Source organism: Burkholderia sp. NLJ2 (assembly GCF_049487195.1).
Taxonomy (GTDB): Bacteria; Pseudomonadota; Gammaproteobacteria; order Burkholderiales; family Burkholderiaceae; genus Burkholderia; species Burkholderia pyrrocinia.
Genome location: NZ_CP137808.1, coordinates 1,013,856 through 1,039,528, shown reverse-complemented (window position 1 = coordinate 1,039,528; position 25,673 = coordinate 1,013,856). Strand labels below are relative to the sequence as shown.

At 68.2% G+C, this 25,673-nt stretch carries 29 protein-coding genes; 19 read left to right on the top strand and 10 right to left on the bottom strand.

What is annotated here, in order from left to right; translation table 11 throughout:
* Window positions 1-34: 34 nt before the first annotated feature.
* On the bottom strand, window positions 35-1,252 hold the full coding sequence (locus tag R9B84_RS04765) for a Bcr/CflA family multidrug efflux MFS transporter (RefSeq protein ID WP_423759406.1): 1,218 nt from the start codon (window positions 1,250-1,252) through the stop codon (window positions 35-37).
* A 254-nt stretch (window positions 1,253-1,506) separates the two neighbouring features.
* On the opposite strand from R9B84_RS04765, the gene R9B84_RS04760 reads away from it, so the two are divergent.
* From R9B84_RS04760 to R9B84_RS04745, 4 genes are all read left to right on the top strand, one after another.
* On the top strand, window positions 1,507-1,959 hold the full coding sequence (locus R9B84_RS04760) for a hypothetical protein (RefSeq protein ID WP_174387715.1): 453 nt from the start codon (window positions 1,507-1,509) through the stop codon (window positions 1,957-1,959).
* Between the two features lie 188 nt (window positions 1,960-2,147).
* Complete coding sequence (gene hemL / locus R9B84_RS04755) at window positions 2,148-3,431, top strand: glutamate-1-semialdehyde 2,1-aminomutase (RefSeq protein ID WP_423759405.1); 1,284 nt, start codon at window positions 2,148-2,150, stop codon at window positions 3,429-3,431.
* 15 nt (window positions 3,432-3,446) lie between these two features.
* Entirely contained in the window at window positions 3,447-4,568 is a 1,122-nt protein-coding gene (gene ribD / locus R9B84_RS04750; RefSeq protein ID WP_423759404.1) for a bifunctional diaminohydroxyphosphoribosylaminopyrimidine deaminase/5-amino-6-(5-phosphoribosylamino)uracil reductase RibD, read from the top strand.
* A 14-nt stretch (window positions 4,569-4,582) separates the two neighbouring features.
* Window positions 4,583-5,212 (top strand): riboflavin synthase, encoded by a 630-nt coding sequence (locus tag R9B84_RS04745; protein WP_423759403.1) that lies wholly within the window; start codon window positions 4,583-4,585, stop codon window positions 5,210-5,212.
* 102 nt (window positions 5,213-5,314) lie between these two features.
* On the opposite strand, the gene R9B84_RS04740 is transcribed toward R9B84_RS04745, so the two are convergent.
* A complete protein-coding gene (locus R9B84_RS04740) occupies window positions 5,315-5,998 on the bottom strand; it encodes a GntR family transcriptional regulator (protein ID WP_423759402.1) in 684 nt (227 codons plus the stop codon).
* Window positions 5,995-6,597: an O-methyltransferase gene (locus R9B84_RS04735; RefSeq protein ID WP_423759401.1), complete on the bottom strand. Its 603-nt coding sequence runs from the start codon at window positions 6,595-6,597 to the stop codon at window positions 5,995-5,997. Before R9B84_RS04735 ends, R9B84_RS04740 begins: the two co-directional genes overlap by 4 nt.
* Window positions 6,598-6,869: 272 nt before the next feature.
* On the opposite strand from R9B84_RS04735, the gene R9B84_RS04730 reads away from it, so the two are divergent.
* The 5 genes from R9B84_RS04730 (at window position 6,870) to R9B84_RS04710 (ending at window position 10,996) form a co-directional block, all read left to right on the top strand.
* Window positions 6,870-7,388 carry a DUF1993 domain-containing protein gene (locus R9B84_RS04730; protein WP_047900039.1) on the top strand — a complete coding sequence of 173 codons (519 nt, stop codon included), beginning with the start codon at window positions 6,870-6,872 and terminating at the stop codon, window positions 7,386-7,388.
* Between the two features lie 193 nt (window positions 7,389-7,581).
* Window positions 7,582-8,724 (top strand): bifunctional 3,4-dihydroxy-2-butanone-4-phosphate synthase/GTP cyclohydrolase II, encoded by a 1,143-nt coding sequence (gene ribBA, locus R9B84_RS04725; protein WP_047900038.1) that lies wholly within the window; start codon window positions 7,582-7,584, stop codon window positions 8,722-8,724.
* Window positions 8,725-8,777: 53 nt separating this feature from the next.
* A complete protein-coding gene (gene ribH / locus R9B84_RS04720; protein ID WP_011351235.1) occupies window positions 8,778-9,296 on the top strand; it encodes a 6,7-dimethyl-8-ribityllumazine synthase in 519 nt (172 codons plus the stop codon).
* On the top strand, window positions 9,293-9,730 hold the full coding sequence (nusB, locus tag R9B84_RS04715) for a transcription antitermination factor NusB (protein WP_059605377.1): 438 nt from the start codon (window positions 9,293-9,295) through the stop codon (window positions 9,728-9,730). The genes ribH and nusB overlap by 4 nt, the downstream gene beginning before the upstream one ends.
* A gap of 69 nt (window positions 9,731-9,799) precedes the next feature.
* Window positions 9,800-10,996: a pyridoxal phosphate-dependent aminotransferase gene (locus R9B84_RS04710; RefSeq protein ID WP_423759400.1), complete on the top strand. Its 1,197-nt coding sequence runs from the start codon at window positions 9,800-9,802 to the stop codon at window positions 10,994-10,996.
* 102 nt (window positions 10,997-11,098) lie between these two features.
* On the opposite strand, the gene R9B84_RS04705 is transcribed toward R9B84_RS04710, so the two are convergent.
* Window positions 11,099-12,199 carry a transglycosylase SLT domain-containing protein gene (locus tag R9B84_RS04705; RefSeq protein WP_423759399.1) on the bottom strand — a complete coding sequence of 367 codons (1,101 nt, stop codon included), beginning with the start codon at window positions 12,197-12,199 and terminating at the stop codon, window positions 11,099-11,101.
* A gap of 596 nt (window positions 12,200-12,795) precedes the next feature.
* Between R9B84_RS04705 and R9B84_RS04700 the strand changes: the two genes are divergently transcribed.
* Window positions 12,796-14,352, top strand: coding sequence for a UbiD family decarboxylase (locus R9B84_RS04700; protein ID WP_423759398.1), 1,557 nt, complete (start codon window positions 12,796-12,798; stop codon window positions 14,350-14,352).
* Window positions 14,353-14,410: 58 nt separating this feature from the next.
* Window positions 14,411-15,079 carry a LysE family translocator gene (locus R9B84_RS04695; protein ID WP_423759397.1) on the top strand — a complete coding sequence of 223 codons (669 nt, stop codon included), beginning with the start codon at window positions 14,411-14,413 and terminating at the stop codon, window positions 15,077-15,079.
* A 117-nt stretch (window positions 15,080-15,196) separates the two neighbouring features.
* Here R9B84_RS04695 and R9B84_RS04690 read toward each other — a convergent pair whose 3' ends face one another.
* Entirely contained in the window at window positions 15,197-15,511 is a 315-nt protein-coding gene (locus R9B84_RS04690; RefSeq protein ID WP_047900032.1) for a hypothetical protein, read from the bottom strand.
* A 516-nt stretch (window positions 15,512-16,027) separates the two neighbouring features.
* Here R9B84_RS04690 and R9B84_RS04685 point away from each other — a divergent pair.
* Complete coding sequence (locus R9B84_RS04685) at window positions 16,028-16,957, top strand: Rossmann-like and DUF2520 domain-containing protein (RefSeq protein WP_423759396.1); 930 nt, start codon at window positions 16,028-16,030, stop codon at window positions 16,955-16,957.
* A 75-nt stretch (window positions 16,958-17,032) separates the two neighbouring features.
* Window positions 17,033-17,596, top strand: a complete 564-nt coding sequence (locus R9B84_RS04680; RefSeq protein WP_047900030.1) for a YggT family protein — start codon at window positions 17,033-17,035, stop codon at window positions 17,594-17,596.
* Between the two features lie 34 nt (window positions 17,597-17,630).
* Here R9B84_RS04680 and R9B84_RS04675 read toward each other — a convergent pair whose 3' ends face one another.
* Window positions 17,631-17,981 (bottom strand): DUF190 domain-containing protein, encoded by a 351-nt coding sequence (locus tag R9B84_RS04675; RefSeq protein ID WP_047900029.1) that lies wholly within the window; start codon window positions 17,979-17,981, stop codon window positions 17,631-17,633.
* A gap of 23 nt (window positions 17,982-18,004) precedes the next feature.
* A complete protein-coding gene (gene crcB / locus R9B84_RS04670) occupies window positions 18,005-18,391 on the bottom strand; it encodes a fluoride efflux transporter CrcB (RefSeq protein ID WP_047900028.1) in 387 nt (128 codons plus the stop codon).
* A 53-nt stretch (window positions 18,392-18,444) separates the two neighbouring features.
* Here crcB and R9B84_RS04665 point away from each other — a divergent pair, with 53 nt between their 5' ends.
* Window positions 18,445-18,735 carry a hypothetical protein gene (locus R9B84_RS04665; protein WP_423759395.1) on the top strand — a complete coding sequence of 97 codons (291 nt, stop codon included), beginning with the start codon at window positions 18,445-18,447 and terminating at the stop codon, window positions 18,733-18,735.
* A gap of 60 nt (window positions 18,736-18,795) precedes the next feature.
* Complete coding sequence (locus R9B84_RS04660; protein ID WP_423759394.1) at window positions 18,796-20,007, top strand: S53 family peptidase; 1,212 nt, start codon at window positions 18,796-18,798, stop codon at window positions 20,005-20,007.
* Between the two features lie 71 nt (window positions 20,008-20,078).
* Here R9B84_RS04660 and R9B84_RS04655 read toward each other — a convergent pair whose 3' ends face one another.
* The 3 genes from R9B84_RS04655 to R9B84_RS04645 all read right to left on the bottom strand — a co-directional run bounded on the left by R9B84_RS04655 (window position 20,079) and on the right by R9B84_RS04645 (window position 22,148).
* On the bottom strand, window positions 20,079-20,972 hold the full coding sequence (locus tag R9B84_RS04655) for an SIR2 family NAD-dependent protein deacylase (RefSeq protein WP_423759393.1): 894 nt from the start codon (window positions 20,970-20,972) through the stop codon (window positions 20,079-20,081).
* A gap of 199 nt (window positions 20,973-21,171) precedes the next feature.
* A complete protein-coding gene (locus R9B84_RS04650; RefSeq protein ID WP_423759392.1) occupies window positions 21,172-21,552 on the bottom strand; it encodes a DUF4406 domain-containing protein in 381 nt (126 codons plus the stop codon).
* Window positions 21,549-22,148, bottom strand: a complete 600-nt coding sequence (locus R9B84_RS04645) for an NUDIX domain-containing protein (RefSeq protein ID WP_047900025.1) — start codon at window positions 22,146-22,148, stop codon at window positions 21,549-21,551. Before R9B84_RS04645 ends, R9B84_RS04650 begins: the two co-directional genes overlap by 4 nt.
* Before the next feature lie 81 nt (window positions 22,149-22,229).
* On the opposite strand from R9B84_RS04645, the gene R9B84_RS04640 reads away from it, so the two are divergent.
* The 4 genes from R9B84_RS04640 (at window position 22,230) to R9B84_RS04625 (ending at window position 25,534) form a co-directional block, all read left to right on the top strand.
* Window positions 22,230-22,985, top strand: a complete 756-nt coding sequence (locus tag R9B84_RS04640; RefSeq protein WP_423759391.1) for a DeoR/GlpR family DNA-binding transcription regulator — start codon at window positions 22,230-22,232, stop codon at window positions 22,983-22,985.
* A 198-nt stretch (window positions 22,986-23,183) separates the two neighbouring features.
* Window positions 23,184-23,795, top strand: coding sequence for a chromate transporter (locus R9B84_RS04635; protein ID WP_423759390.1), 612 nt, complete (start codon window positions 23,184-23,186; stop codon window positions 23,793-23,795).
* Window positions 23,792-24,334, top strand: coding sequence for a chromate transporter (locus tag R9B84_RS04630; RefSeq protein ID WP_423759389.1), 543 nt, complete (start codon window positions 23,792-23,794; stop codon window positions 24,332-24,334). Before R9B84_RS04635 ends, R9B84_RS04630 begins: the two co-directional genes overlap by 4 nt.
* Window positions 24,335-24,439: 105 nt before the next feature.
* Window positions 24,440-25,534: an IS5-like element ISButh5 family transposase gene (locus R9B84_RS04625; protein ID WP_423759388.1), complete on the top strand. Its 1,095-nt coding sequence runs from the start codon at window positions 24,440-24,442 to the stop codon at window positions 25,532-25,534.
* Window positions 25,535-25,673 lie beyond the last annotated feature (139 nt).

The following is a 25,673-nucleotide window of genomic DNA, read 5'->3' as shown; positions in this document are numbered from 1 at the left end:
GTGGCGTTTTTCATGGTGCCGCCCGGCTGGAGGATCAGGCGCCCGCTGGCACGGGCCGCCCGTGCCAGCGCAACACGAGGTAGCGGCCGGCGAAACACAGCACGCCCGTGACGCCGATCGTCACGCCCATCGCGAACGGCGTGCCGTCCGCGAGTGTGCCGATCGCGACGCTCGCGAGCGCGCCGAGCGCGAGCTGCATCGCGCCGAACACGGCGGCCGACGCGCCCGCGTTGTGCGGATAGCGATGCATGAGGTCGGTCGTGCAGTTCGCGGACAGGATCCCGACCACGCCGACGACGAAGAACAGGCACACGACGATCGACCACAGCCCGCCCCACCCGGTCAGCGCGACGAGCGCGACCGCGAGCGATGCGATGCAGCTCACGAGCGACGCGGCCGCGATGATGCGCAGCGAGCCGACGCGGCCGACGAGCCGCGTGTTCGCGAAGTTGCCGATCATGATCCCGACGACGTTCAGCCCGAACAGCAGCCCGTAGTGCTGCGGCGACACGTGGAAATACTCGATGTACACGAACGGCGTCGCGGTGATGTACGAGAACATCGACGCGAATGCCATCCCGCCGCACAGCATGTGCCCCCACGCGACGGGGTCGGACAGGATGCGCCCGTACGACGCGAACGACGCAAGGACGGCCGTGCTCTTGCGCCGCTCCTTCGGCCAGGTTTCGGGCACGCGCAGGTACGCGGTCGCCGCGCACACCGCGCCGAACACGGCCAGCACGACGAACACGCCGCGCCAGCCCGAGAAACGCAGGATCTGGCCGCCGATCAGCGGCGCGAGCAGCGGCCCGACCGCGGTGACGATCGCGACCATCGACAGCACCTTCGCCGCGTCGCTCGGCTCGTGCGCGTCGCGCGCGATCGCACGGGCCAGCACCGACGCGGCGCCGGCGCCGAGCGCCTGCAGGAAGCGCACGACGATCAGCATGTCGATCGAGCCCGCGACGAAGCAGCCGACGCTCGCGAGCGTGAACAACGCAATGCCGCCGAGCAGCACGGGGCGGCGGCCCCACGTGTCGGACAGCGGCCCGTACAGCAGCATGCCGACCGAGAAGCCGGCCATGAAGCTCGTCAGCGTGCGCTGCGCGGCGCCGGCGCTGACGGAGAAGCCGTCGGCGATCGACGGCAGGCTCGGCAGGTACATGTCGGTAGCGATCGGCCCGCAAGCGGCGAGCGCGCCGAGCAACAGGATCAGCCGGGCATCGGGCCGGCGCCGGACGACGTGAGACATGGGTATCCGGAATGGAGCCCGCGCGCATCGGGGCGCGCGTGGCGGTGAAGACGGGAGGCCGCGCCGCGGACGGCGCGTTCAGGCCCATGATTGTACGCGCAACTTTTTTGGATGCTGCGGGCCGTGTGCGGTAGCGGGCCGGGAAACACCGGCGCGGCGCCCGTCGCGCGGGATCGCAGGATCGCGCGCGGATTCGATTAAGCTTGCTGCTGCCGGCTTCTCTTGTCTGACCAATTCGACGTACGACCGAACCGATGACCGCTTTCCTGCTGATCTGGAGCCCCAAGAAATGGCCATGGCCCGAGCTGCCCGACGTCGCCGCGCGCGTGAAGGCCGGCGAAGCCGTGCATGACGTGTGGGGCTGCGGCTTCGCGCGCGGCATCCTGCCGGGCGACCGCGTGTTCCTGCACCGCGTCGCGAAGGAGCCCAAGGGTGTGTTCGGCTCCGGCTACGTGACGCGCGCACCGTACGAGGTAGCGGATCCGTCGACGAAGCGCGGTTACCGGCTGTGCATCGACTTCGTGTACGACTGGCTGGTCGATGCCCATCAGGACGTCGTGATCGCGCGCGACGCACTGCGCGTCCACCCGTACTCGGTACAGACCTGGGATGCGCAGAGCTCCGGCACGTCGATCAAGCCGATGGTCGAAGGCCCGCTCGAGAAACGCTGGGCCGAGCTGACCGGCAAGCGCAAGCCGCCGCGATAGCCGGATGGATGGCCGGGTCGAATCGGGCCCTCGTTTCCGGTCCCCCGTCCCTCTCCCTACGCGCCGAAAGGCCGCGGACCGGCCGACGGGCCCGCCGAGCGCGTCTCCGGTACAATCAGACGATCGTTCCGCCCAGGCGCCGCGGCCCGTGCACAGGCCCCCGCGCCCTTCTCTCGCAGGTTTCGCCCATGTCCAACAATCAGATCCTCTTCGAACGCGCCCAGAAGACCATTCCCGGCGGCGTCAACTCGCCGGTGCGCGCATTCCGTTCGGTCGGCGGCACGCCGCGTTTCGTCGCGCGCGCGCAAGGCCCGTATTTCTGGGACGCCGACGGCAAGCAGTACATCGACTACATCGGCTCGTGGGGCCCGATGATCGTCGGCCACGTCCATCCTGAAGTGCTGTCGGCCGTGCAGAACGTGCTGGCCGACGGCTTCTCGTTCGGCGCACCGACCGAGGCCGAGATCGAGATCGCCGAGGAAATCTGCAAGCTCGTGCCGTCGATCGAGCAGGTGCGAATGGTGTCGAGCGGCACCGAGGCCACGATGAGCGCGCTGCGTCTCGCGCGCGGCTTCACCGGCCGCAGCCGCATCGTCAAGTTCGAGGGCTGCTACCACGGCCACGCGGACAGCCTGCTCGTGAAGGCCGGCTCGGGCCTGCTGACGTTCGGCAACCCGACGTCGGCCGGCGTGCCCGCCGACATCGCGAAGCACACGACCGTCCTCGAATACAACAACGTCGCCGCGCTCGAGGAAGCATTCGGCGCGTTCGGCGACGAGATCGCCGCGGTGATCGTCGAGCCCGTCGCGGGCAACATGAACCTCGTGCGCGGCACGCCCGAGTTCCTGAACGCGCTGCGCGCGCTGTGCACGAAGCACGGCGCCGTGCTGATCTTCGACGAGGTGATGTGCGGTTTCCGCGTCGCGCTCGGCGGCGCGCAGGCGGTCTACGGGATCGCGGCCGACCTCACCTGCCTCGGCAAGGTGATCGGCGGCGGGATGCCGGCCGCCGCGTTCGGCGGCCGCCGCGACATCATGGCCCACCTCGCGCCGCTCGGCGGCGTGTACCAGGCCGGCACGCTGTCGGGCAACCCGATCGCGGTCGCCGCGGGCCTGAAGACACTGCAACTGATCCAGGCGCCGGGCTTCTACGACGCGCTCACCGCGCAGACGAAGCGCCTCGCCGACGGCCTCGCGGCCGAAGCGCGCGCAGCCGGCGTGCCGTTCGCGGCCGACTCGATCGGCGCGATGTTCGGCCTCTACTTCGCGGAGCGCGTGCCGACCAGCTTCGCGGAAGTCACGAAGAGCGACACCGAACGCTTCAACCGCTTCTTCCACCTGATGCTCGACGAGGGCGTGTACTTCGCGCCGTCCGCGTACGAGGCCGGCTTCGTGTCGAGCACGCACGACGACGCGGTAATCGACGCGACGCTCGCGGCCGCGCGCCGCGCGTTTGCGGCACTCGCCGCCTGACCCGGGGCCGCGCGCATGTTCTCGGATACCGATTTCGCCCACATGGAGCGCGCGCTCGCGCTCGCGGCGCGCGGCATGTATACGACCGCGCCGAATCCGCGCGTCGGCTGCGTGATCGTCAAGGACGGCGACGTGATCGGCGAAGGCTTCACGCAGCCGGCCGGCCAGGACCACGCGGAAGTGCAGGCGCTGAAGGACGCGCGCTCGCGCGGCCATGACGTCGCGGGCTCGACCGTCTACGTGACGCTCGAGCCGTGCAGCCATTTCGGTCGCACGCCGCCGTGCGCGAACGCACTGACCGAAGCGCGCGTCGCGAAGGTCGTCGCGGCGATGGAAGACCCGAATCCGCAGGTGTCGGGGCGCGGCCTCGGGATGCTGCGCGACGCGGGCATCGACGTGCGCTGCGGGCTGCTCGCGCATGAAGCCGGCGAGCTGAACATCGGCTTCGTGTCGCGGATGACGCGCGGCCGCCCGTGGGTGCGGATGAAGACCGCCGCGTCGCTCGACGGCCGCACTGCGCTGCCGTCCGGCGAAAGCCAGTGGATCACCGGCGACGCCGCGCGCCTCGACGGGCACGCGTGGCGTGCGCGCGCCTGCGCGATCCTCACCGGCATCGGCACCGTGCGCGAGGACAATCCGCTGCTGACCGTGCGTGGCATCGACACGCCGCGCCAGCCGCAGCGTGTACTGGTCGACAGCCGCCTCGACCTGCCGCTCGACGCGCGGCTGCTCGAAGGCGCGCCGCTGCTGATCTTCTGCGGCCGGCTCGACGCGAGCGGCGAAATGCGCGCGAACGTGTTGAAGGCGCGCGGCGCGGAAATCGTGCCGCTCGCGAATGCGCACGGCAAGGTCGACCTGCCCGCGATGCTGGCGGCGCTCGGCGCGCGCGGCGTCAACGAGTTGCACGTCGAGGCCGGCCACAAGCTGAACGGCTCGCTGCTGCGCGAGCAATGCGTCGACGAATTGCTCGTCTATCTCGCGCCGAGCCTGCTGGGCGCCGACGCGGCCGGCATGTTCGACCTCGCCGCGCCGGCGAGTCTCGACGCACGCACGCGACTGTCGTTCCACGGTATCGAGCGGATCGGCGACGATCTGCGGATCCTGGCGCGGGTCGCACCGCCCGACGCCACGCACTGAACGGGACCGTCACGATGTTTACCGGAATTGTCGCGGCCGTCGGCCGCATCGAATCGATCGATCCGCTCGGCACGTCGGCCGATGCGGGTGTGCGCCTGACCGTGCTGGCCGGCGGGCTCGACCTCGCCGATGTCGCGCTCGGCGACAGCATCGCGATCCAGGGCGCGTGCATGACGGTGATCGAAATGACCGATGCCTCGTTCGACGTCGACGTGTCGCGCGAAAGCCTGAACCGCACGGTCGGCCTCGCCCAACCCGGCGACGTGAACCTCGAGAAGGCGCTGCGCGCGCACGACCGCCTCGGCGGGCACATCGTGTCGGGCCACGTCGACGGCCTCGGTACCGTGTCGCGCTTCGCGCCGGTCGGCGAGTCGCACGAGTTGCGGATCGTCGCACCGCGCGAGCTCGGTCGTTATCTCGCGTACAAGGGGTCGATCACGGTCAACGGCGTGAGCCTGACCGTCAACACGGTCGGCGATCGCGCGGACGGCTGCGAATTCTCGATCAACCTGATTCCGCATACGGTCGAAGTCACGACGTTGCGCCACGTGAAGGCCGGCGACAAGGTCAACCTCGAAGTCGACATGATCGCGCGATATGTGGAGCGGATGCTGTCGACGTCGCAGGGCGTACAGCAGGACTGATCGCACTCGCGATCCCCGAAGCGGCGGCCAACGGCCCGAGCCCGGACCACGGCCGCTTTCCTTTATCCTCGTTGCCGTCGCCCGCCGGCGTTTCGCAGGCGATCAGGCATCCGCGCCCTCTCCGCCTGCCCGCGCCAGAATCGTGTCGAGCAACTGCCGGACATGCTCGCGCGCCGCACGCTCGGCGGCATCCGCGTCGCGCTTCGCGATCATGTCGAACACCTGCCGGTGTTCGGCGACATTCCCGCCCAATCGCTCCCAGTCGTCCATCGGACTCGCGCCGCCCGCACACATCGTCTGCACCTGCGCATACAGCGCCCTGAGCGACGTCTCGATCGTCGCGTTGCGCGCCGTCGCGAGCAGTCCGTGGTGAAAGTCGAGGTTGGCGATGCGATATGCGTCGCCGTCGCGCGTGGCGACCGCGCGCGCCTGCCGCGTCAACGCTTCGTCCAGCGCTGCGTGGTCGTCGGGGGTCATGCGCTGCGCCGCCAGGCGCGCGGCCATGCCCTCGAGCGCCTCCCGCGCCTCGAAGATGGCCACGATCCGCGCACGGTCGAAGGCGATCACGAAGACGCCCTGGCGCGGCACGACCTGCAGCAGCCCCTCGGCTTCGAGGCGCGACACCGCCGCCCACACCGGCGAACGGCTGATGCCGAGATCGCGCGACAGCGCTTCGATGCTGATCTTCTCGCCCGCCGCGAAGCGCGCTTCGTCGACCAGCATCTCCCTGATCGCCCCGTATGCGTCGCGCCCCAGTGTCGTGCGCTCGAGCGTCGCGCGCGTCATGCCGGCCTCCGGCGACGTGCGATGTGGAGCCCCTTGCCGACCGGCACGATCGTCGTGTCGAACTGCCGCAGCGCATCGACCGCGGCGAGATAGCCGGCGATCTCGTCCGGATGGGACAGCGCGTTGTCCGCGACGAGCAGTGCGTCGGGCGTCAGCTTCGGCAACAGGTGCGCCAGTTGCTGCGGCGCGCTCACGCGGTCGGCATCGAAGAACACGCAGTCGAACGGGCCGGTCACGGCCGCGCAGACCTGCGTCGCATCGCCTTCGATCACCTGTGCCCAGTCCTGCAGCGCCGCCGCGCGCAGGTTGGCCCTCGCCTGCTCGGCCTTGTCGGGCGAAAACTCGACGGTGACGAGCGGCTGCCCGTCCGTTTCGCGCAGCGCATGGGCGAGCCAGATCGCGCTGTAGCCGTTGGACGTGCCGATCTCCAGCACGCGCCGGCGCCGCGCGCCGGTGACGAGGAGGTACAGCAGTTCGGCCGTGGCCGGCTCGAGGTTCAGCATCTTGCGGCTGCGGTCGGCCATCCGCGCATCGTTTTCCTGGCCGAAGGACGCCAGCCGGGCAAGTACGGCCGACGCGGCGCCGTCGAGTTCGATCATGTGAGTCTCCGTCACTTCATATTTCGTGTTTCGTGTTTCATGATACGACCTTTTACGGATCGACGCGCGATGCCGATGTGCTCCGGTATTCCCGCGCAATCAGGGCGGCTGCATGGCGCTCGCCGGCCGGTCGCTCTAACGAGAGCTGGCCGAACGGCCAACGACGCGCACGGGTCATCCCGTCGCGCTAAGATGCGTCGACAGCGGTTTCAACGCCGCAACGCACGACGCGCCGCGAACCGGCCGCCCCCCTTCCCACAGGAGTCGTTCCCATGTCCATCTCGATGTACCAGGCTTCGCTGCCCGTCCTGATTCGCGGCCTGACCAACCTGCAGCACATCCTCGGCAAGGCGCAGGCGCACGCGGCCGAGAAGCAGATCGACCCGGCGGTGTTCGTCGGCGCGCGCCTCTACCCGGACATGCTGCCGCTCGTCCGCCAGGTCTACATCGCGACCGACACGGCCAAGGGCTGCGCGGCGCGGCTCGCCGGCGCCGAGATCCCGAGCTACCCGGACGTCGAGCAGACCTTCGACGAACTGCACGCGCGCATCCAGAAGACGATCGACTACCTGAAAAGCTTCGACGCCGCGCAGATCGACGGCAGCGAGGCGCGCCAGATCGTGCTGAAGATGCGCGTCGGCCCGATCGAGTTCACCGGCCAGTCGTACCTGCTGAACTTCGTGCTGCCCAATTTCTTCTTCCACGTGACGACCGCGTACGACATCCTGCGCCACAGCGGCGTCGAACTCGGCAAGCTCGACTACCTCGGCGGGCGCGACGAGCACGCGTGACGCGCGGCCGGGCAAAGCCCGGCCCGCAATCGCTCGCAACCGCGTGCAGGCAGTGCGCGGCGGCCCGGCCGGGCCTGCCGCGCAGGCCGGCCGCACCGCCTTCCGGCGCGCTTGCCGACCGGGCGCAACCCGCGCCAGCCGAAACGCCGTCCGGCTGGCGTAAAATACGCACTTTCCTCTTTCTCGCCCCCTTATGACGCTCGCCTCCACGCTCGACATCATCGCCGAGCTGAAAGCCGGCCGGATGGTGATCCTGGTCGACGAAGAAGACCGCGAAAACGAGGGCGACCTCGTGATCGCCGCCGAATTCGTCACGCCGGAAGCGATCAACTTCATGGCCAGGTACGGCCGCGGCCTGGTTTGTCTGACGTTGACGCAGGAACGCTGCAAGCAGCTGCACCTGCCGCTGATGACCTACCGCAACGGCACGCAGTACGGCACCGCGTTCACGGTCAGCATCGAAGCGGCCGAAGGCGTGACGACCGGCATCTCGGCCGCCGACCGTGCGCATACGATCGCCACGGCGGTCGCACACGACGTGCGTCCCGAGCACATCGTGCAGCCGGGCCACGTGTTCCCGATCATGGCGCAACCGGGCGGCGTGCTCGTGCGCGCGGGCCACACCGAGGCCGGCTGCGACTTCACCGCGCTCGCAGGCCTCACGCCGGCCGCGGTGATCTGCGAGATCATCAAGGACGACGGCACGATGGCGCGCCTGCCCGACCTGATCGAGTTCGCGAAGGAACACGGCCTGAAGATCGGCACGATCGCCGACCTGATCCAGTACCGCAGCCGCACCGAATCGATCATCGAGCGGATCGCCGAGCGCACGATGCAGACCGCGCACGGCACGTTCCGCGCGGTGCTGTACCGCGACCAGCCGAGCGGTTCGCCGCACATCGCGCTGGTACGCGGTGCGCCGTCGCCGGACGTCGATACGCCGGTGCGCGTGCACGAGCCGCTGTCGGTGCTCGACCTGCTCGAAACCGGCGTGTCGACGCACTCGTGGACGCTCGACGCCGCGATGCGCGACATCGCGGAACGCGACCTCGGCGTGATCGTGCTGCTCAACTGCGGCGACACGAAGGAACACCTGATCGACGTCTTCAAGGCGTTCGACGAGGAAGAAAAGGCCGCTGCGCTCAAGCGCCGGCCGGTCGATTTCAAGACGTTCGGCATCGGCGCGCAGATCCTGCGCGATGTCGGCGTCGGCAAGATGCAGGTGCTGTCGAATCCGCGCAAGCTGGGCAGCATGTCCGGCTACGGCCTCGAAGTCACGGGCTTCATTCCGATGCCCGGCGGCGAAGCCAAGTCCTGCCCGGCGTCCCACGCGTAACCCGCCACGGCGCTTTCGCCCTATAACCGTTCATCCACACCACGGACAAGATCATGGAAATCGGACAATACCAACCGAATCTCGAAGGCGACGGCCTGCGTATCGGCATCGTGCAATCGCGCTTCAACGAGCCCGTGTGCAACGGCCTCGCCGACGCGTGCGTCGAAGAACTGGAGCGCCTCGGCGTCACCGGTGAAGACGTGCTGCTCGTGTCAGTGCCCGGCGCGCTGGAAATCCCGCTCGCGCTGCAGAAGCTCGCGGAAAGCGGCCAGTTCGACGCACTGATCGCGCTCGGCGCGGTGATCCGCGGCGAGACCTACCACTTCGAACTCGTGTCGAACGAGAGCGGCGCGGGCATCACCCGCATCGGCCTCGACTTCAACCTGCCGATCGCGAACGCGGTCCTGACGACCGAAAACGACGAGCAGGCCGTCGCGCGCATGACCGAAAAGGGTCGTGACGCCGCGCGCGTCGCCGTCGAGATGGCCAACCTGACGATGGCGCTCGACCAGCTCGGCGATGACGACGAGGACGAAGAAGAAGACGAAGACGACGAAGAGGAGCGCGCATGAAGAAGAGCGCCCGCCGACAATCGCGCGAGCTGGCGACGCAGGGCCTGTATCAGTGGCTGCTGTCGAACGCGGCCTCCGGCGAGATCGACGCGCAGCTGCGCGGCGCGCTCGGTTACGACAAGGCTGACAAGGAACTGCTCGAAGCAATCCTGCACGGCGTGATCCGCGAGCACGCGACGCTCGTCGAAGCGCTGACGCCGTCGCTCGACCGCCCGATCGACCAGTTGTCGCCGGTCGAACGCGCGGTGCTGCTGATCGCGACGTTCGAGCTCACGCACCACGTCGAAACGCCGTATCGCGTGATCATCAACGAAGCTGTCGAACTCGCGAAGACGTTCGGCGGCTCCGACGGCTACAAGTACGTGAACGGCGTACTCGACAAGCTCGCCGCGAAGCTGCGCCCCGCCGAAACGCAGGCGCGCCGCAACGGCTGATACCGTTTGTTTGTCCACGGGCGCGCAAGCGCCCGTTTTTCATTCTCCCTCCTCCGCCCCGCCCGACCGATGAATACCACCGCCGATTCGCTCGTCACGCTCGCCGCACGCGTCGACGCGATCCAGCCCTTCTACGTGATGGAACTGATGAAGGAGGCACAGCGGCTCGAGTCCTCCGGGCGCGATGTTATCCACATGGGCATCGGCGAACCGGATTTCACCGCGCCGGAGCCTGTCGTCAACGCGGCCGCGGCCGCGCTGCGCCGCGGCGTCACGCAGTACACGAGCGCGCTCGGCATTGCGCCGCTGCGCGAGGCGATCGCCGCGCACTACGCGCGCGCGTATGGCCTCACGATCAGCCCCGAGCGGATCGTCGTGACGGCCGGCGCGTCGGCCGCGCTGCTGCTCGCGTGCCTCGCGCTCGTCGGCCGCGACGACGAGGTGCTGATGCCCGACCCGTCGTATCCGTGCAACCGGCACTTCGTCGCGGCGGCCGAAGGCCGCGCGGTGCTCGTGCCGAGCGGCCCGGACGCGCGCTTCCAGCTCACCGAGGACGACGTCCGCACGCGCTGGAGCGACCGCACGCGCGGCGTGCTGCTCGCGTCGCCGTCGAACCCGACCGGCACGTCGCTCGAGCCCGACGAACTGAAACGAATCGTCGAAGCCGTGCGCGCACGCGGCGGCTTCACGATCGTCGACGAGATCTACCAGGGGCTCAGCTATGACGCTGCACCCGTGTCGGCGCTGTCGTTCGGCGACGATGTCATCACGGTGAACAGCTTCTCGAAGTACTTCAGCATGACCGGCTGGCGGCTCGGCTGGCTCGTCGTGCCGCCCGCGCTGGTCGGTACGTTCGAGAAGCTTTCGCAGAACCTGTTCATCTGCCCGTCCGCACTCGCGCAGCACGCGGCGCTCGCGTGCTTCGAGCCGGCCACGCTCGACATCTACGAAGCGCGCCGGCTCGAATTCAAGCGCCGCCGCGATTTCATCGCACCGGCGCTCGAACGGCTCGGCTTCACGGTTCCGGTGATGCCCGACGGCGCGTTCTACGTCTATGCGCATTGCGGCGGCGTCGCGCACCCGGCGGCCGGCGACAGCGCCGCGCTCACGCAGGCGATGCTGCACGACGCGGGCGTCGTGCTGGTGCCCGGCATGGATTTCGGCGTCCATGCGCCGCGAGACTACATCCGTCTTTCCTATGCAACGGCCTACTCGCGGCTCGAAGAGGCAGTCGATCGGCTCGCGACGCTGTTCGGGCAGCACTGACGTCGCGGCCCGCACACCAGCCGTTCCGCGCACCGCACAAAAGAAAAGGCACCCGAATCGGGTGCCTTTTCCATTTCCTGCCGGCCGAAACCGTGCGCTACGTTACGCGCCGAGCTCCGAATGGCCGCCATGCGATTGCTTCGCGGTATCGACGCTTGCATCGTCCTGCGGCGACGTTTCCTTCGGCGTGGCCGTCTTCGCCGACGTCGCGGTTTCAAGCGTCGCATGCACGCGCTTCGCGCCGCCTGCCGCTGCCGCGGCCGTGACGATCGGCTTCGCCTGCGGCGCATTGACCGGCACGCTGCGGCCGTGCGACACGTCGCGCAGGCGGCCGCGCTCGGCCATCACCTTCGTGCCGTATGCGGTGTCGTCGGGGTTCGTCGAGCCGTTGTACATGCGCAGGCCGTTCGCCAGCGAACCGCCGCGGGCGATGCAGTCCTTCAACACGAGCGCGCCGACCTGGAGGTTCGCGAGCGGCTGCAGTGCGGTATCGGTGCCGCCGAAATACTCGAACTTGTCGGAATGGACCTTCGACATGACCTGCATCAGGCCCTTCGCACCGACACCGCTTTCGGCGTACGGGTTGAAGCCCGACTCGATCGCCATCACGGACAGCAGCAGCAGCGGATCGAGGCCGACGTCACGGCCGGTCTGGAACGCGGCCTTCACGAGCTGGCCGACCGGCTCCTGGGCGACACGGTAGCGGCGCGACAGATAGGTCGCGACGAGCGCCTGTTCGCGGTTCGACGCGAGCGCACGGTCGTCGCGCGCATCGGCCGCCACCCGCTGGGTCGGAATCAGCTTGGCCAGCGCGACGGGCGACGGGCCGTTGCGGGCCGGATCGGACGCATCGCCCTGCGCGGCGGCTTCCGGTGCGACGTCGAGGCCGACCGCAAGCGCGTCCGTTTCGGGGCTGTCTTCCTGCTGCTGCGGCTGCGCGCCGGCAGGCGCGAAGTTCGGCAGCGGATGACCGGACAGCAGGCGGGCCGGCCCGGCCTGCACGGCCGCGGATACGACCGGCATCAGCTTCGCGGCAAGCGTGCCGCGTACGGTTGGCAGCAGCCACAGTGCAAGTGCAACTGCGACAGCGAGACAGCCGACAACGCTGAATAGATGGTGACTGACACGCGTCCCGCGACGCAGCATGTTGCGCACGATTTGCGCATGCTGCTCAGTGGGACGCCACGATAACCAAGCGTTCATTCAGATCATCTCCCATGAACATGACTCGTGCGGCTCGCTCAGCTCGATGGCGAGACAGAATACGCGCCGCGGAATCACGATGCCGCACGCCTTGGTTGGGACGTGCAAGCATCGGGGAAACGGTATAAGTACCGTTCGAGGCCACGGTGTAAGAGGGCCGGCGCCTTCGCACAGTGGGCGAGACGGGCATACGCGGTGGCACCCACGCAAAAAACCAGCGTCTGGTAGCGCTGGCTGGGACTACGACTAAGGCCGTCGAATACGCCGTGCAGGATTCGGCGGACGGTGACGCGCTGCGTCAAAGATCGGTGATTGGCGGCTCGAAGCCTTTTACCCTGCAGCCAATGTGAGCGGATTCTAGCAGGGTTTTATAGATCGTCAACACTATAAAACCTCGAAATTATAACAAAAAGTAATTTGAAATCGACCTTCAGATCGGAGGCCCCGTGCCGTAGGGGGTTTGCGCGCGGTCGACTTTTTTCTCGGCCGGGCGTCCGCGCGGCGGGCCGGGTAAAATCGTCGGTCGATTCGGGGCCGCAGCCGGCCGCTGCGCCCGCCCACCGTCGCCCGCCATGCGGGCGGCCCGGACCTTCTTCATGAAATACAAAGACTTACGCGATTTCATCCAGCGCCTCGAAGCGCTCGGCGAACTGCGGCGCGTCACGCAACCCGTGTCGCCCGTGCTCGAAATGACCGAGCTGTGCGACCGCGTGCTGCGCGCCGGCGGCCCTGCGCTGCTGTTCAACGCGCCGCCCGGCCATGCGTTTCCCGTGCTCGGCAACCTGTTCGGCACGCCGCGCCGCGTCGCGCTCGGGATGGGCGTCGATGCGGGCGACGACGCCGCGCTCGGTTCGCTGCGCGATCTCGGCCGCCTGCTGTCCGCGCTGAAGGAACCCGACCCGCCGAAGAGCCTGAAGGACGCCGGCAAGCTGCTGTCGCTCGCGAAGGCCGTGTGGGACATGGCGCCGAAGTCGGTGTCGTCGCCGCCATGCCAGGAGATCGTCTGGGAAGGCGCCGACGTCGACCTGAACAAGCTGCCGATCCAGACCTGCTGGCCCGGCGATGCGGGGCCGCTCGTCACGTGGGGCCTGACGGTCACGCGCGGGCCGAACAAGTCGCGCCAGAACCTCGGCATCTACCGCCAGCAACTGATCGGCCGCAACAAGCTGATCATGCGCTGGCTCGCGCATCGCGGCGGCGCGCTCGACTTCCGCGAATTCGCGCTGCAGAACCCAGGCAAGCCGTATCCGGTCGCGGTTGTGCTCGGCGCCGATCCGGCCACGACGCTCGGCGCGGTGACGCCCGTGCCCGATTCGCTGTCCGAATACCAGTTCGCCGGCCTGCTGCGCGGCAGCCGCACGGAGCTCGCAAAGTGCCTGACGCCCGGCGTCGACACGCTGCAGGTGCCCGCGCGCGCGGAGATCGTGCTCGAAGGCTTCATCCATCCGCAGGACGGCACCCCTGCCCCCGCTCCGGCCGGCGCGCCGCCGCGTCCGGCCGGCAACGCGTCCGCCGCGTACGAGCACGCGCTCGAAGGGCCGTACGGCGACCATACCGGCTATTACAACGAGCAGGAGTGGTTCCCGGTATTCACCGTCGAGCGCATCACGATGCGGCGCGACGCGATCTACCACTCGACCTACACGGGCAAACCGCCCGACGAGCCCGCGGTGCTCGGCGTCGCGCTCAACGAGGTGTTCGTGCCGCTGCTGCAGAAGCAGTTCGCGGAGATCACCGACTTCTACCTGCCGCCCGAAGGCTGCAGTTACCGGATGGCCATCGTCCAGATGAAGAAGAGCTACGCGGGCCACGCGAAGCGCGTGATGTTCGGCGTGTGGAGCTTCCTGCGGCAGTTCATGTATACGAAGTTCATCGTGGTCGTCGACGAGGACGTGAATATCCGCGACTGGAAGGAAGTGATCTGGGCGATCACGACGCGCGTCGACCCCGTGCGCGACACGGTGATGGTCGACAGCACGCCGATCGACTATCTCGACTTCGCGTCGCCGGTTGCCGGTCTCGGCTCGAAGATGGGGCTCGACGCGACCAACAAGTGGCCCGGCGAGACGAACCGCGAATGGGGCCGCCCGATCGAGATGGATGCGGCCGTGAAGGCGCGCGTCGACCGGCTCTGGCAGGAGATCGGACTCTGAGGCCGTACGGCCGGCGCCCGCCGGCCCGTGCATCGCACCCACCACAAGAACGACGCAGATGAACTTCCCCCCCGCCTCGATGCTGTCCGACGGTTTCTTTCTGTCGCTGTCGCTGTGTCTCGACATCGGCCTCGTGAACGTCGCGATGCTGTCGCTGACGCTGTCGCACGGCTTCCGGCCGGGCTTCTGGCTCGGCGTCGGCTCGTGCGTCGGCGACCTCCTCTACGCGGCGCTCGCGCTCGCCGGGATGGCCGTGCTGCTGCAGTTCGAGGCCGTGCGGTGGATCGTGTGGATCGGCGGCGGTGCCGTGCTGCTGTTCCTCACGTGGAAGATGACGCGCGAAGCGCTGGCGCCGGCCAGGGCGGCAGACGACGACGCGGACGATGCCCCGCCACCGCGGGCGAGCGCGCGGCGCAGTTTCCTGCGCGGGATGCTGCTCGCGATGTCGTCGCCGAGCGCGATCCTGTGGTTCGCGGCGGTCGGCGGCGCGCTGATCGCGAAAGCCGGCGCGACCACGCCGGCCACCGCGTCGGTGTTCCTGTCGGGCTTCTTCCTCGGCGGCCTCGCGTGGACGCTCTTCATGTGCACGCTCGCGAGCCACGGCCGCAAGCGCGCGGGCGCCGGGCTGATGCGGGCGTGCCACATCGCGTCGGCGCTGCTGTTCGCGTATTTCTCGTACAGCGTGATCGTCGGCGGCTACCGCGACCTGATCGCGAACGCGGTGTAGGCGAAGCCGACCTGCACGGGCCGCGCGTCGAGCGGCCGTCCCAATGGAAAACGGCGCAGCGCCCCTCGCGGGACGTTGCGCCGTTTTGCCACGCGCGGTCAGGCCGCGCGGGACGAATCAGCGACGCCAGTAGCCGTGATGGCCCCAGCCGCCGTAACCATGCCGCCAGTACGGACGACCGTAGTAACCGCCGTAGCCGCCATAGCCACCGACGACCACCGCGGGCGGCGGCGCATAGTAGGCCGGTGCCGGTGCGTAATACACGGGCGGAGGCGGCGGCGCGTAGTACACGGGCGGCGGCGGTGCATAAACGGGATACGCGGGCGCGACCGGGATACCGATGCCGACCCCGATCGACACGTGAGCCTGCGCGGCGCTTGCGGCACCCAGGCCCAGCGCGGCGGCGGCGATGAACGGAATGAGCTTTTTCACTTCGATTCTCCTGCTGGAGCGATATTTTATGCGCTCCTGTCGGCAACGGCGGGCATGCACGTCGCATGGAAGCAATGTAGCGAAAACCCGCCCCTCGCGTGTTTCGCATTTGTTGCAAATTGCAATCGCACGCGGCCTGAGCCGCCGTGGGGCGTGGCTTCCGGAGCCTGTGGCGACCCTTGGCAGGTCGCGCGATTCCGTCCGACGAGTCGGGTCGCCAAGCGACGGCCGGTCAGTCTTACCGGATATGGCATGCGCGGCGGGCACGCGTACGTAATGAACGATTACAAATTTGAAACAGGACACCGACAATTCAAGATGACCGCCCGCGCAATGCGTTTCGGGGTCGGATTCGATGATCGCGATTCGACCGCAATGCCGGACGCAAACGCACGTGTGGATCGCACCGCATATCGGTAATGACTACCTGCGTGCGCGCGGAAATCGACCTTGCGCGACCGTGCTTCTATTCCTGCGATACTGGCGGTTGCTTCGTTTTCGCTTACGTCCGCTGCCATGTCCCTCCCAGACACACCCCGTCTCGGCTTCATCGGCGCCGGCCGCCTCGCGCGCTGCGTCGCACAGCGCTTCGCGCAGGCCGGCTTTCCCGTCGTCGCGATCGCGAGCCGCACGCCCGAATCGGCCGCGGCCCTCGCCGCGCGCATCGACGGCTGCCAGGCGGTCGACACGCCGCAGCAGGTCGCCGACGCCGCCGACCTGATCTTCCTGACGGTCCCAGACGATCATCTCGCGTCGACCGCCGCGGCACTCCGCTTCGATGCATCGCGCGCCGCCAGACAGGCCATCGTCCACTGCAGCGGCGCGTCGGCGGTCGCGCTGCTCGATCCGGCGAAACGGCAAGGCGCGGCCACCGGCGGCTTCCATCCGCTCTACCTGTTCGGCGGCACCGACGCCGACCTCACGCGCATCGACGGCTGCTCGGTCACGATCGAAGCCGACGGCGCGCTGCACGCGACACTGATGCGGCTTGCCGCCGCACTCGGCTGCCATCCGCTGTCGATTCCGGCCGGCGGCCGGATGCTCTATCACGCGGCCGCGCACTATGCGGCGAGCTTCGCGCTGTGCGGGCTGTCGGAAGCGGTCGAGCTGTGGCGCGGCCTCGGGTTCGACGAGGAAGCCGCGCTGCGCGCGCTGCTGCCGATGCTCGCCGGCACGATCGAGACCGCACGCGACAAGGGGCTCGCGAACGCGCTCGCCGGCCCCGTGTCGCGCGGCGATACGGGCATCGTCGAACGCCAGCTCGCGCTGCTCGAAGCGCGCGGCGGCGATCACGCGACGCTGTACGCGCTGATGACGCGCCGCGCGGTCGCGCTCGCGGCGAAGCGTGCCGTGCCGCCGGCGTCGCTGCCGGCGCTCGCCGAAGCCGTCGAAACGTCGCTCGCGCGCACGGCCGCGCACCCCTCCCCGTCGCGAGACGAGGCGTGATAAGGTGTCGGCCGATGCGCCGCCATCCGGCGTTGGCGGCCGCACGCTACTGACCGTATAAAAAGGATGCCAACGATGTTCGGCGAGATCGCCCGTTTTCTGCTCAATACCGTCTTCACGCTGTTCGGCGCCGCGCTGATCCTGCGCGTCTGGATGCAGGCCGTCCGCGTGCCGCCGTACAACCCCGTCACGCAGGCCGTGCTGCAGGCGACCAACTGGCTCGTGCTGCCGCTGCGCCGCGTGATCGCGGGCGTGCGCGGCATCGACTGGGCCAGCGTCGTCGCCGCGCTGCTTACCGCGCTCGTCTACGTCGTGCTGATGGTCGTGATGGCCGGCTTCGATCCGGCCGCGGCGATCCCGACGCTCGTCGTGGTCGCGCTGCTCACCGTCGTGAAGTGGGCGCTCAACCTCGTGATCTGGATGACGATCCTGATGGCGCTGCTGTCGTGGCTCAACCCGCGCTCGCCGGCGATGCCGATCCTCTTCCAGCTCACCGCGCCGTTCCTGAACCCGCTGCGCCGCATCATCCCGAACCTCGGCGGCATCGACCTGTCGCCGATCCTGCTGTTCGTGATCGTCCAGGTGCTGCTGATGATCGTCACGCGCGCCGCCGTGTCGCTGACGATGTTCGGCATCTGACGCCCCTGGGGCCTGTTCCCACCAATAATGGGCCCTACGCCGCCGGCCCCTGCGCCGGCGGTGCGCCGAGCGTGTCGATCACGCCGAAGCGCGCCGGAATCATCGCGTAGCACACGCGCACTTTCTCGTGCGACAGCCGTTCGAGCAAACGCTGCGCTTCGTCCTCGGTGACGATGAATTCGACCTCGATCGCGAGCGAACCCTGCAGTTCGAAAAAGCGGTCCTCATGCAGCACGCGATGCTGGCCGAAGCCGGCCATCGCGCGAAACGCGGAACCGCCCGCGACGCCCATCCGGTTCGCCTCCTCCAGCAGCCATTCCCACAGCGGCTTCCAGTGCAGCCGGTGCTGCTCGTGCAGGTAGAAGCGCAAGAAGATCCTGTCCATCGCTCCCTCCGATGGCGGCCCGTTCAGGCCGCCGCGAGCCACGCGCGCGCGGTCCACATGCCGAGCGCCGTCAGCGCGAACGATCCAGTCAAGTGTAGGGCAGCCACCGCAAACGCCCATCCGAATTCGCCCTCGAGCGCGTGGGTCATCACTTCGACCGAATAGGTCGAAAACGTCGTGAGGCCGCCGAGGAAGCCCGTGATCACGAACAGCCGCCACTCGGGCGGCAGCCCGACGCGGGCCGTGAACACGACGGCGGCAATGCCGATCACGTAGCCGCCGATCAGGTTCGAGGCGAGCGTGCCGAGCGGCACGGCGGGAAAGAATTCGTTGAGCGCGAGGCTCAGGAACCAGCGCAGCAACGCGCCGAGCCCGGCGCCGACGAAGATCGCGACGATCGAATAGAACAAGGGCACTCCTCGCTGACGACGCCGCGTGGCGGATGCGGCCTACGTCGAACTGTATGCGGAATCGCGCCGCGGCGGCAATGCCTGCGAAGCAGGCCATCCTGTCGCGCGGGCATGATGCATTTGATTATTCCCGCGAATCCTTCGCACTCGATATTTTCCGGCGCATTACGCAGGACATTACGAATCAATTCAAAATCCATCGATTATTTATCAGTCTTCTCAACGATCGACAAAGCAGCTTCATCCACCGCTCGGAAACCCTGAAAACCCCATATTTCACGGGGCTAACGCGTAGTTTCCCTTATCAGACATTCCCGCATTCGGTCGATATTCCATTCAATTGACTTCGCCGATTTTGTAAACTGGTTTCGCCAACCCACTCCATCGACATGGAGATTCGAAAAATGAACAATATCCGCCTGTTATCCATGTTGATTCCAGCGCTGTGCGCGTCGCTGCTCGCATCGAGTGTCGCGCTCGCCGACGGCAACGGACCGCCGTCCTACGTCGAAGGCAACCGCGCGCCGAAAGGCTTCGCGCGCCCGCCGTTCCACACGAAGCCGCGCGCGAGCACGGCGACGGTCTCCGGCCTCACGCCCGCGCTCACCCGGCACGCGTACGGGTTCGACGCGATCGCCAACCAGGGCGACGGGATGGTGGTCGCGATCGTCGATGCGTACGACGCCCCGAAGATCGAGGCCGATCTCGGCGTGTTCAGCAACGCGTTCTCGCTGCCGGCCTGCACGTCGTCGAACGGCTGTTTCACCAAGGTGTACGCACGCGGTACACGGCCCAAGACCGATTCGGGCTGGGCGCTCGAGATGTCGCTCGACGTCGAATGGGTGCATGCGATCGCGCCGAAGGCGAAGATCATGCTCGTCGAGGCCGCGTCGGCCAGCTTCAGCGACCTGCTGGCCGCGGTCGACGTCGCGGTCAAGCGCGGCGCATCAGTCGTGTCGATGAGTTTCGGCGGCAGCGAGTTCAGCAGCGAAACCGGCTTCGACAGCCACTTCAACGTCGCGGGCGTCACGTTCGTCGCGTCGTCCGGCGACAGCGGCGCCGGGACCGAATACCCGGCCGCGTCGCCTTACGTGGTCGCAGTGGGCGGTACGACGTTGTCCACCGATACGTACGGCAACTACGTCGGCGAGGCGGCGTGGAGCGGCAGCGGCGGCGGCGTGAGCACCGTCGAGGCCGAGCCGGCCGGCCAGGCTGGGTGGCCGGTTCCGGTCGCCGGCAAGCGCGGCGTGCCCGATGTCAGCTACGACGCGAATCCGTCCAGCGGCTTCGCTGTGTACGACTCGGTCACCTATCAGGGGCAGGCGGGCTGGTTCCAGGTCGGCGGCACGAGCGCGGGCGCGCCGCAATGGTCGGCGCTCGTCGCGATTGCGAATTCGCTGCGCGCGGCGGCCGGCAAGAGCCGCTTGAGCGGCACCTACGACTCGCTCTATACGGTCGGGAAAACCGCGTACGGCAGCGACTATCACGACGTGACGACCGGGTCCAACGGCAGTTGCGGCAGCGTCTGCAACGCAGCGGGCGGCTACGACTACGTGACGGGTCTCGGTTCGCCGCAAGCACCTGCGCTCGTGCAGGCGCTCGTCGCCCGGCCGTAACCGCGCGGCGGTCGGCGGTCGGCGGTCGGCGGGCAGCGGTCAGCGGTCGGCGGTCGGCCCGTGGCGCGGCGTCAGCCGCCGCGCCATGCGCGGTCGAGCGCAGTCAGCGTCGCCAGCGCACCGCCCTTCAATCCGATCACGTCCGCACGGCGCGCATGCGCCTCGCGCGCGTTGATGCGGATGACGTCGGCGCCCAGCCGTTCGCTCAGCAGGCGCACGGTCGGAATCGCGGTGCCCGCGCCGATCTCGACCACGGCGACGCGCCCGGCCTGCGCGATCCAGTCTTCCAGCGCACGTTCCTGCGCGTCGTAGCGCGCCCCGAGCCAGCCGGTGTCGCCGAACATCAGGATGTTCGGCCGCGCGAGGCCGCCGCAGTGCGGGCAGCGCGGCGCTTCGCCGACCAGCCGGCAGGTGGTTTCGTCGACGTCCGGCACGAACGGCGCCGCATCCCACGTGTCGTCCGAGCACGGCCGCAGGCACTGCATCGCGTGAATCGAGCCGTGGATCTCGACGATTCGCGCCGGATCGAAACCGGCTTTCTGGAACTGGCCGTCGACGTTGCTCGTCAGCACGAAGCCGCCGTTCGGCATCGCGTCGATCCAGCGGCGCAGGATCGCGAAACCCGCATGCGGCACCGTCGCGCGGTAAAGCGCGAGACGGTGTCCGTAGAACCCCCACGCGAGTGGCGCACGCGCCCGGAACGCGTGCGGCGATGCGATCTCGTGGAATTCGAAACGCTCGTGGCGCAGCGCCGGATACGCACGCCAGAAACCGTCCGTACCGCGAAAATCGGGCAACCCGGAATCGACGCCGATGCCTGCGCCAGCCGTCACGAGCAACGCGTCGGCGCGCGCGAGCGCGTCAACGGCGGCAGCGACGAGATCGGCGGGAAGCTGCGCGGCGGCAGCGGTGGAATCGGCGGAGTCGGCAGAGTCGGCGGAGTCGGCGGAATCGGGGAACGGCATGATGGGGCGGCGGTGACGTCGAACGGTGCGCGGATGGCGCCGCGATCATACGCCGGTTCGGGTATAACGTGCCGCATTCGCGCATGCAACTGTATGACGCTATCGCAATGTCACGATTACGCGCGGCGCCGGGCTTTTCCCGTTGCAGCCGACGCAAGGAGGCACCGGCGATGCCGCGCCCCGACACCTCCCCGCCTGCTCAGCTATCCGAATCGTCTTGCGCGACCGGAATCTCGTCAACCGCGAAATAGACCGGCTTGCCGAGCTGCCGCGCGAGGCTGACATCCGCGTCCGCGCCGCGCGACGCGCCGTCGATCCGCCATATGGCATCGCAGCGGCGCAGCAGCCGGTGCGCGGCCGGATACAGGAACGCCTCGCTGATTTCGTCGCCGACCTGCCGCGACCCGGCCGCGACCGCGAGCGGCAGCGACACCCACTCGCCGATCATCGGCACATGCCCGCGGCGATACACGGCGAGCGCCGCCGCTTCCAGCCGGTGCAGGTTCGCGGCGATGCGCGCGGGGTCGCCGTCCGTGCCGCTGCGATAAGGGCCGGCGATCAGCACGAGCAGCGGCGTCATGCCGCGCGCGCGCCGGCGGTTTCCCGCAGCGCGACGTACTGCAGCAGCATGATCGTCTTCGCGTCGACGATCTCGCCGCGCTCGACCGCATCCAGCGCCGCCTGCAGCGGCATCTCGACGACCTCGAGATCCTCGCCCTCTTCCGCGACGCCGCCGCCGTCGCCGGTGCGCAGCGACGCATCGTATTCGCCGACGAAGAAATGCAGCTTCTCCGTCACGGAACCCGGGCTCATGAACGCTTCGAACACCTTGCGCACGCCGCGCACGCGATAGCCGGTCTCCTCCTCGGCCTCCGCGCGGATGCGTGCTTCGGGCGTCGCGTCGTCAAGCAGGCCGGCAGCCGCTTCGAGCAGCATGCCATCGTGCCCGCTGACGAATGCCGGCATCCGGAACTGCCGCGTCAGCAGCACGTCGCCCGTGCCGGCATTGCGCAACAGGATGGTCGCGCCGTTGCCGCGGTCGTAGGTCTCGCGGCTCAGGCGCTGCCACGTTCCGTCGCGGCGCAGGAAATCGAACGTCACCTTCTTCAGCACATACCAGTCATCGGACAGCACCGTCGTATCGACGATGCGCACGCGGTCCCGCGTTGCAGCCATCGCAGCCTCCCATTCGACAAAAGACGGCGCCCATGGTAACGTGCATATTCGTGCAATTTCAAGAATTTTCGTGCAAACACGATGCTGACGACGCAACGCAAGAAAGCGATCCTCGACGCGCTCGCACGCGACGGCCAGGTGCTGGCGGTCGAGTTGAGCGCGCAATTCGGCGTGTCCGAAGACACGATCCGCCGCGACCTGCGCGAGCTGGCGGCCGAAGGCCTGCTGCAGCGCGTTCATGGCGGCGCGCTGCCGGCGTCGCCGGCCGTCGCGCCGTTCGCGCAGCGCGAGGCGCTCGAAACAACGGAAAAGCGGCGCATCGCGCGGCGGGCCGCGGAGATGATCGCGCCCGGGCAAGTGGCGATCGTCGACGGCGGCACGACGTCGGCACTGCTCGTCAGCCAGTTGCCGGCCGACCTGCGCGCGACGATCGTCACGCACAGCCCGAGCGTCGCGGTCGCGCTGGCCGCGCATCCGTCGATCGACGTGATCCTGATCGGCGGGCGGCTCTACAAGCATTCGATCGTGGCGGTCGGCGCCGCGGCGATGGAAGGCATCGCGCGCATCCATGCGGATCTTTACTTCATGGGCGTCACGGGCGTGCATCCGGTCGCGGGGCTGAGCACCGGCGACTTCGAGGAAGCGGCGATCAAGCGCGCGCTGGCCGAGCGCGCGGCCGAGACGGTGGTGCTCGCGTCGCAGTCGAAACTGCGCGCGGCGTCGCAGTTCGTGATCGGCGACATCACGCTGGCGCAGACCATCGTGGTCGAGAAGGAAACCGAAGCCGCGCTGACGAAGCCGATCGAGGCGGCGGGCGTGACGGTCGTGCGCGCATAGCGGCGCCGGATCGCGTCCGTGCGGTGCGGACGTGCGGTGCGCATCCGTGCGGTGTACATCCGTGCGGTACGCATCGGATCGCATCGATCGAATCGACCACGGGCTTTCATCCCGCCAACGCCACACCAATGTCAGCGTGCTGACAGGCACTGCTTGCTAACATGGGCGCCCGCCCAATCGCCACGCACCGCCCGCCCGATGCCCTCGCCCTCCGCCACCACCCCGCCGGCATCGCCTGCAGGCGATGCGCCGCCGCCCGGCGTCCTCGCGCTGTTCGTCGCGTTCGCGCAGATCGGCCTGACCAGCTTCGGCGGCGGGCTCAGCGGGCGGATGATGCGCGACTTCGTGCACGAGCGGCGCTGGCTCGACGAAGAGGCGTTCCTCAACGGCCTCGCGCTGTCGCAGGCGTTGCCGGGCGTCAACGTGAAGAACCTCGCGATCTGGATCGGCTACCGGCTCGCCGGATGGCGCGGCGCGGTAGCCGGCTTCACCGGCATCATCGCGCCGCCGGCCGTGCTGATCGTGCTGTTCGGCGTCGCGTTCTCGACCCTCACGCGCTTCCCGCTCACGCATGTCGCACTCGCCGGCGCGGCGGCCGCGGCGATCGGGCTGTCGATCTCGATGGCGATCACGGCCGTGCGCCGGCTGCCACGCCGCGCGCTGCCGTTCACGGTGATGACGCTCACCTTCGTGTCGGTCGCGGTGCTGCACTGGCCGCTCGTATGGACCGTGCTGATCGGCGGCACGCTGAGCGTCGCGCTCGAATACCGCCGCGCGGCCACCGCGCCCGCCGGGAACGACAAGCCATGACCGCATCGCAACGCTGCGCCGCGCTGTTCGGCGTGTTCGCGCCGCTGTCGATCGCGACGATCGGCGGCGGCCAGGCGATCATCGCCGACATCCAGCGGCAGGTCGTCGACGTGCATCACTGGATGAGCGCCACGCAATTCGTGAACGACTTCGCGATCGCGCGAATGGCGCCCGGCCCCGGCTCGCTGCTTGCCACGCTGATCGGCTGGCAGGTGGCCGGCTTCTGGGGCGCGGTGATCGCGACACTCGCGCTGTTCGGCCCGACCGCGTTCCTGATCTACGGCGTTGCGCACCTGTGGCGGCGACACCAGGGCGCGCGCTGGCAGATCGCGCTCGAAGCCGGGCTGCGCCCGGTCGCGGCCGGCATGATCGTCGCATCGGTGTGGGTGCTGCTGCAGGCGCTCGACGGCGGCTGGCCCGCACGCGCGATCGCGGTCGCGTCGACGCTGTGCGTGATGGTTTCGCGCATTCACGCGCTGCTGCTGATCGTGGTGGGCGCGCTGCTGCTCGTCGGCGTGCACGCGATTGGCGGCGTGTAGTGTTTAACAGGCTGTTGAAATTGAATACGGTGTAAACGGGCCCTGAGGGCGGTGCGTTAGAGATATCGTGTTCATGAACTTGGGCAGACGAGAGCGATGCGCGGAATGGACGAGATGCAAGAACCGCTGTTCACGACGGTGAAGCTGGAAGACTTCGTGCCGGCCGATCACCCGTTGCGGCCGCTTCGGCTGCTGGTCAATCAAGCGCTGAAGCGACTCAATGGGCTGTTCAGCACGATCTACGCGGACAGCGGCCGAGCATCGATTGCGCCCGAGAAACTGCTGCGTGCGCTGCTGTTGCAAGTGTTTTACTCGGTGCGCAGCGAGCGCATGCTGATGGAACAGATGCGCTACAACCTGCTGTTCCGCTGGTTCGTCGGCCTCGCGATCGAAGATGCCGTCTGGGATCACTCGGTGTTCTCGAAGAACCGCGATCGTCTGCTCGAGCATGAAGTGGTCGAAGCGTTCTTTACCGAAGTCATGAGCCTGGCCGACAAGCAAGGGCTGCTGTCCAGAGAACACTTTTCGGTCGATGGCACGCTGATTCAGGCGTGGGCCAGCCACAAGAGCTTCCGGCCCAAGGATGGCTCGGACGATCCGCCGGCCGGCGGTGGCCGCAATGTCGACACCGACTGGAAGGGCAAGCGGCGCAGCAACGACACGCATGAATCGAGTACCGATTCGGACGCGCGGCTGTTTAGGAAGAGCAAAGGCACGCCGTCCATCCTGTGTTACCAGGGGCACATCCTGATGGAGAACCGATCGGGCTTGGTGGTCGGCGCAGTGGTCAGCCACGCTGACGGTTTCGGCGAACGAGCGAGTGCGTTGCGCCTGCTCGATTGCGTACCGGGTCGTCACGCCAAGACGCTCGGGGCCGATAAGGGTTACGACATGCGTGACTTTGTCCGGGATTGCCGAGCGCGCAAAGTGACGCCACACGTTGCGCGCAACGACGCGCATCAAGGTGGCAGCGCGATTGACGGCCGCACCTCGCGGCACGTCGGTTATGGCATCAGCCAAGTGATTCGCAAACGCATCGAGGAGCACTTCGGTTGGGGCAAGACCGTCGGCAGGATTCGACAGACCGCGTATCGCGGCATCAAACGAGTCGACCAGCACTTCAAGCTGACGATGCTGGCGAGTAACCTGACTCGAATGGCCCGAATACTGGCAGCGGTGCCGCAGGGAGCGATGCGATGAGCCGCCCGAGCGCGGCCATTGCGTGGCAACGCACCAGCTGGCCCGCTCGCCAGCGGGGCATCCGGCACGATACGTCTGCAACTCAGCGGCCAATCGCATACGAAACCTTTCTAAATAGCACCCCGGTCGTCAAAACGAG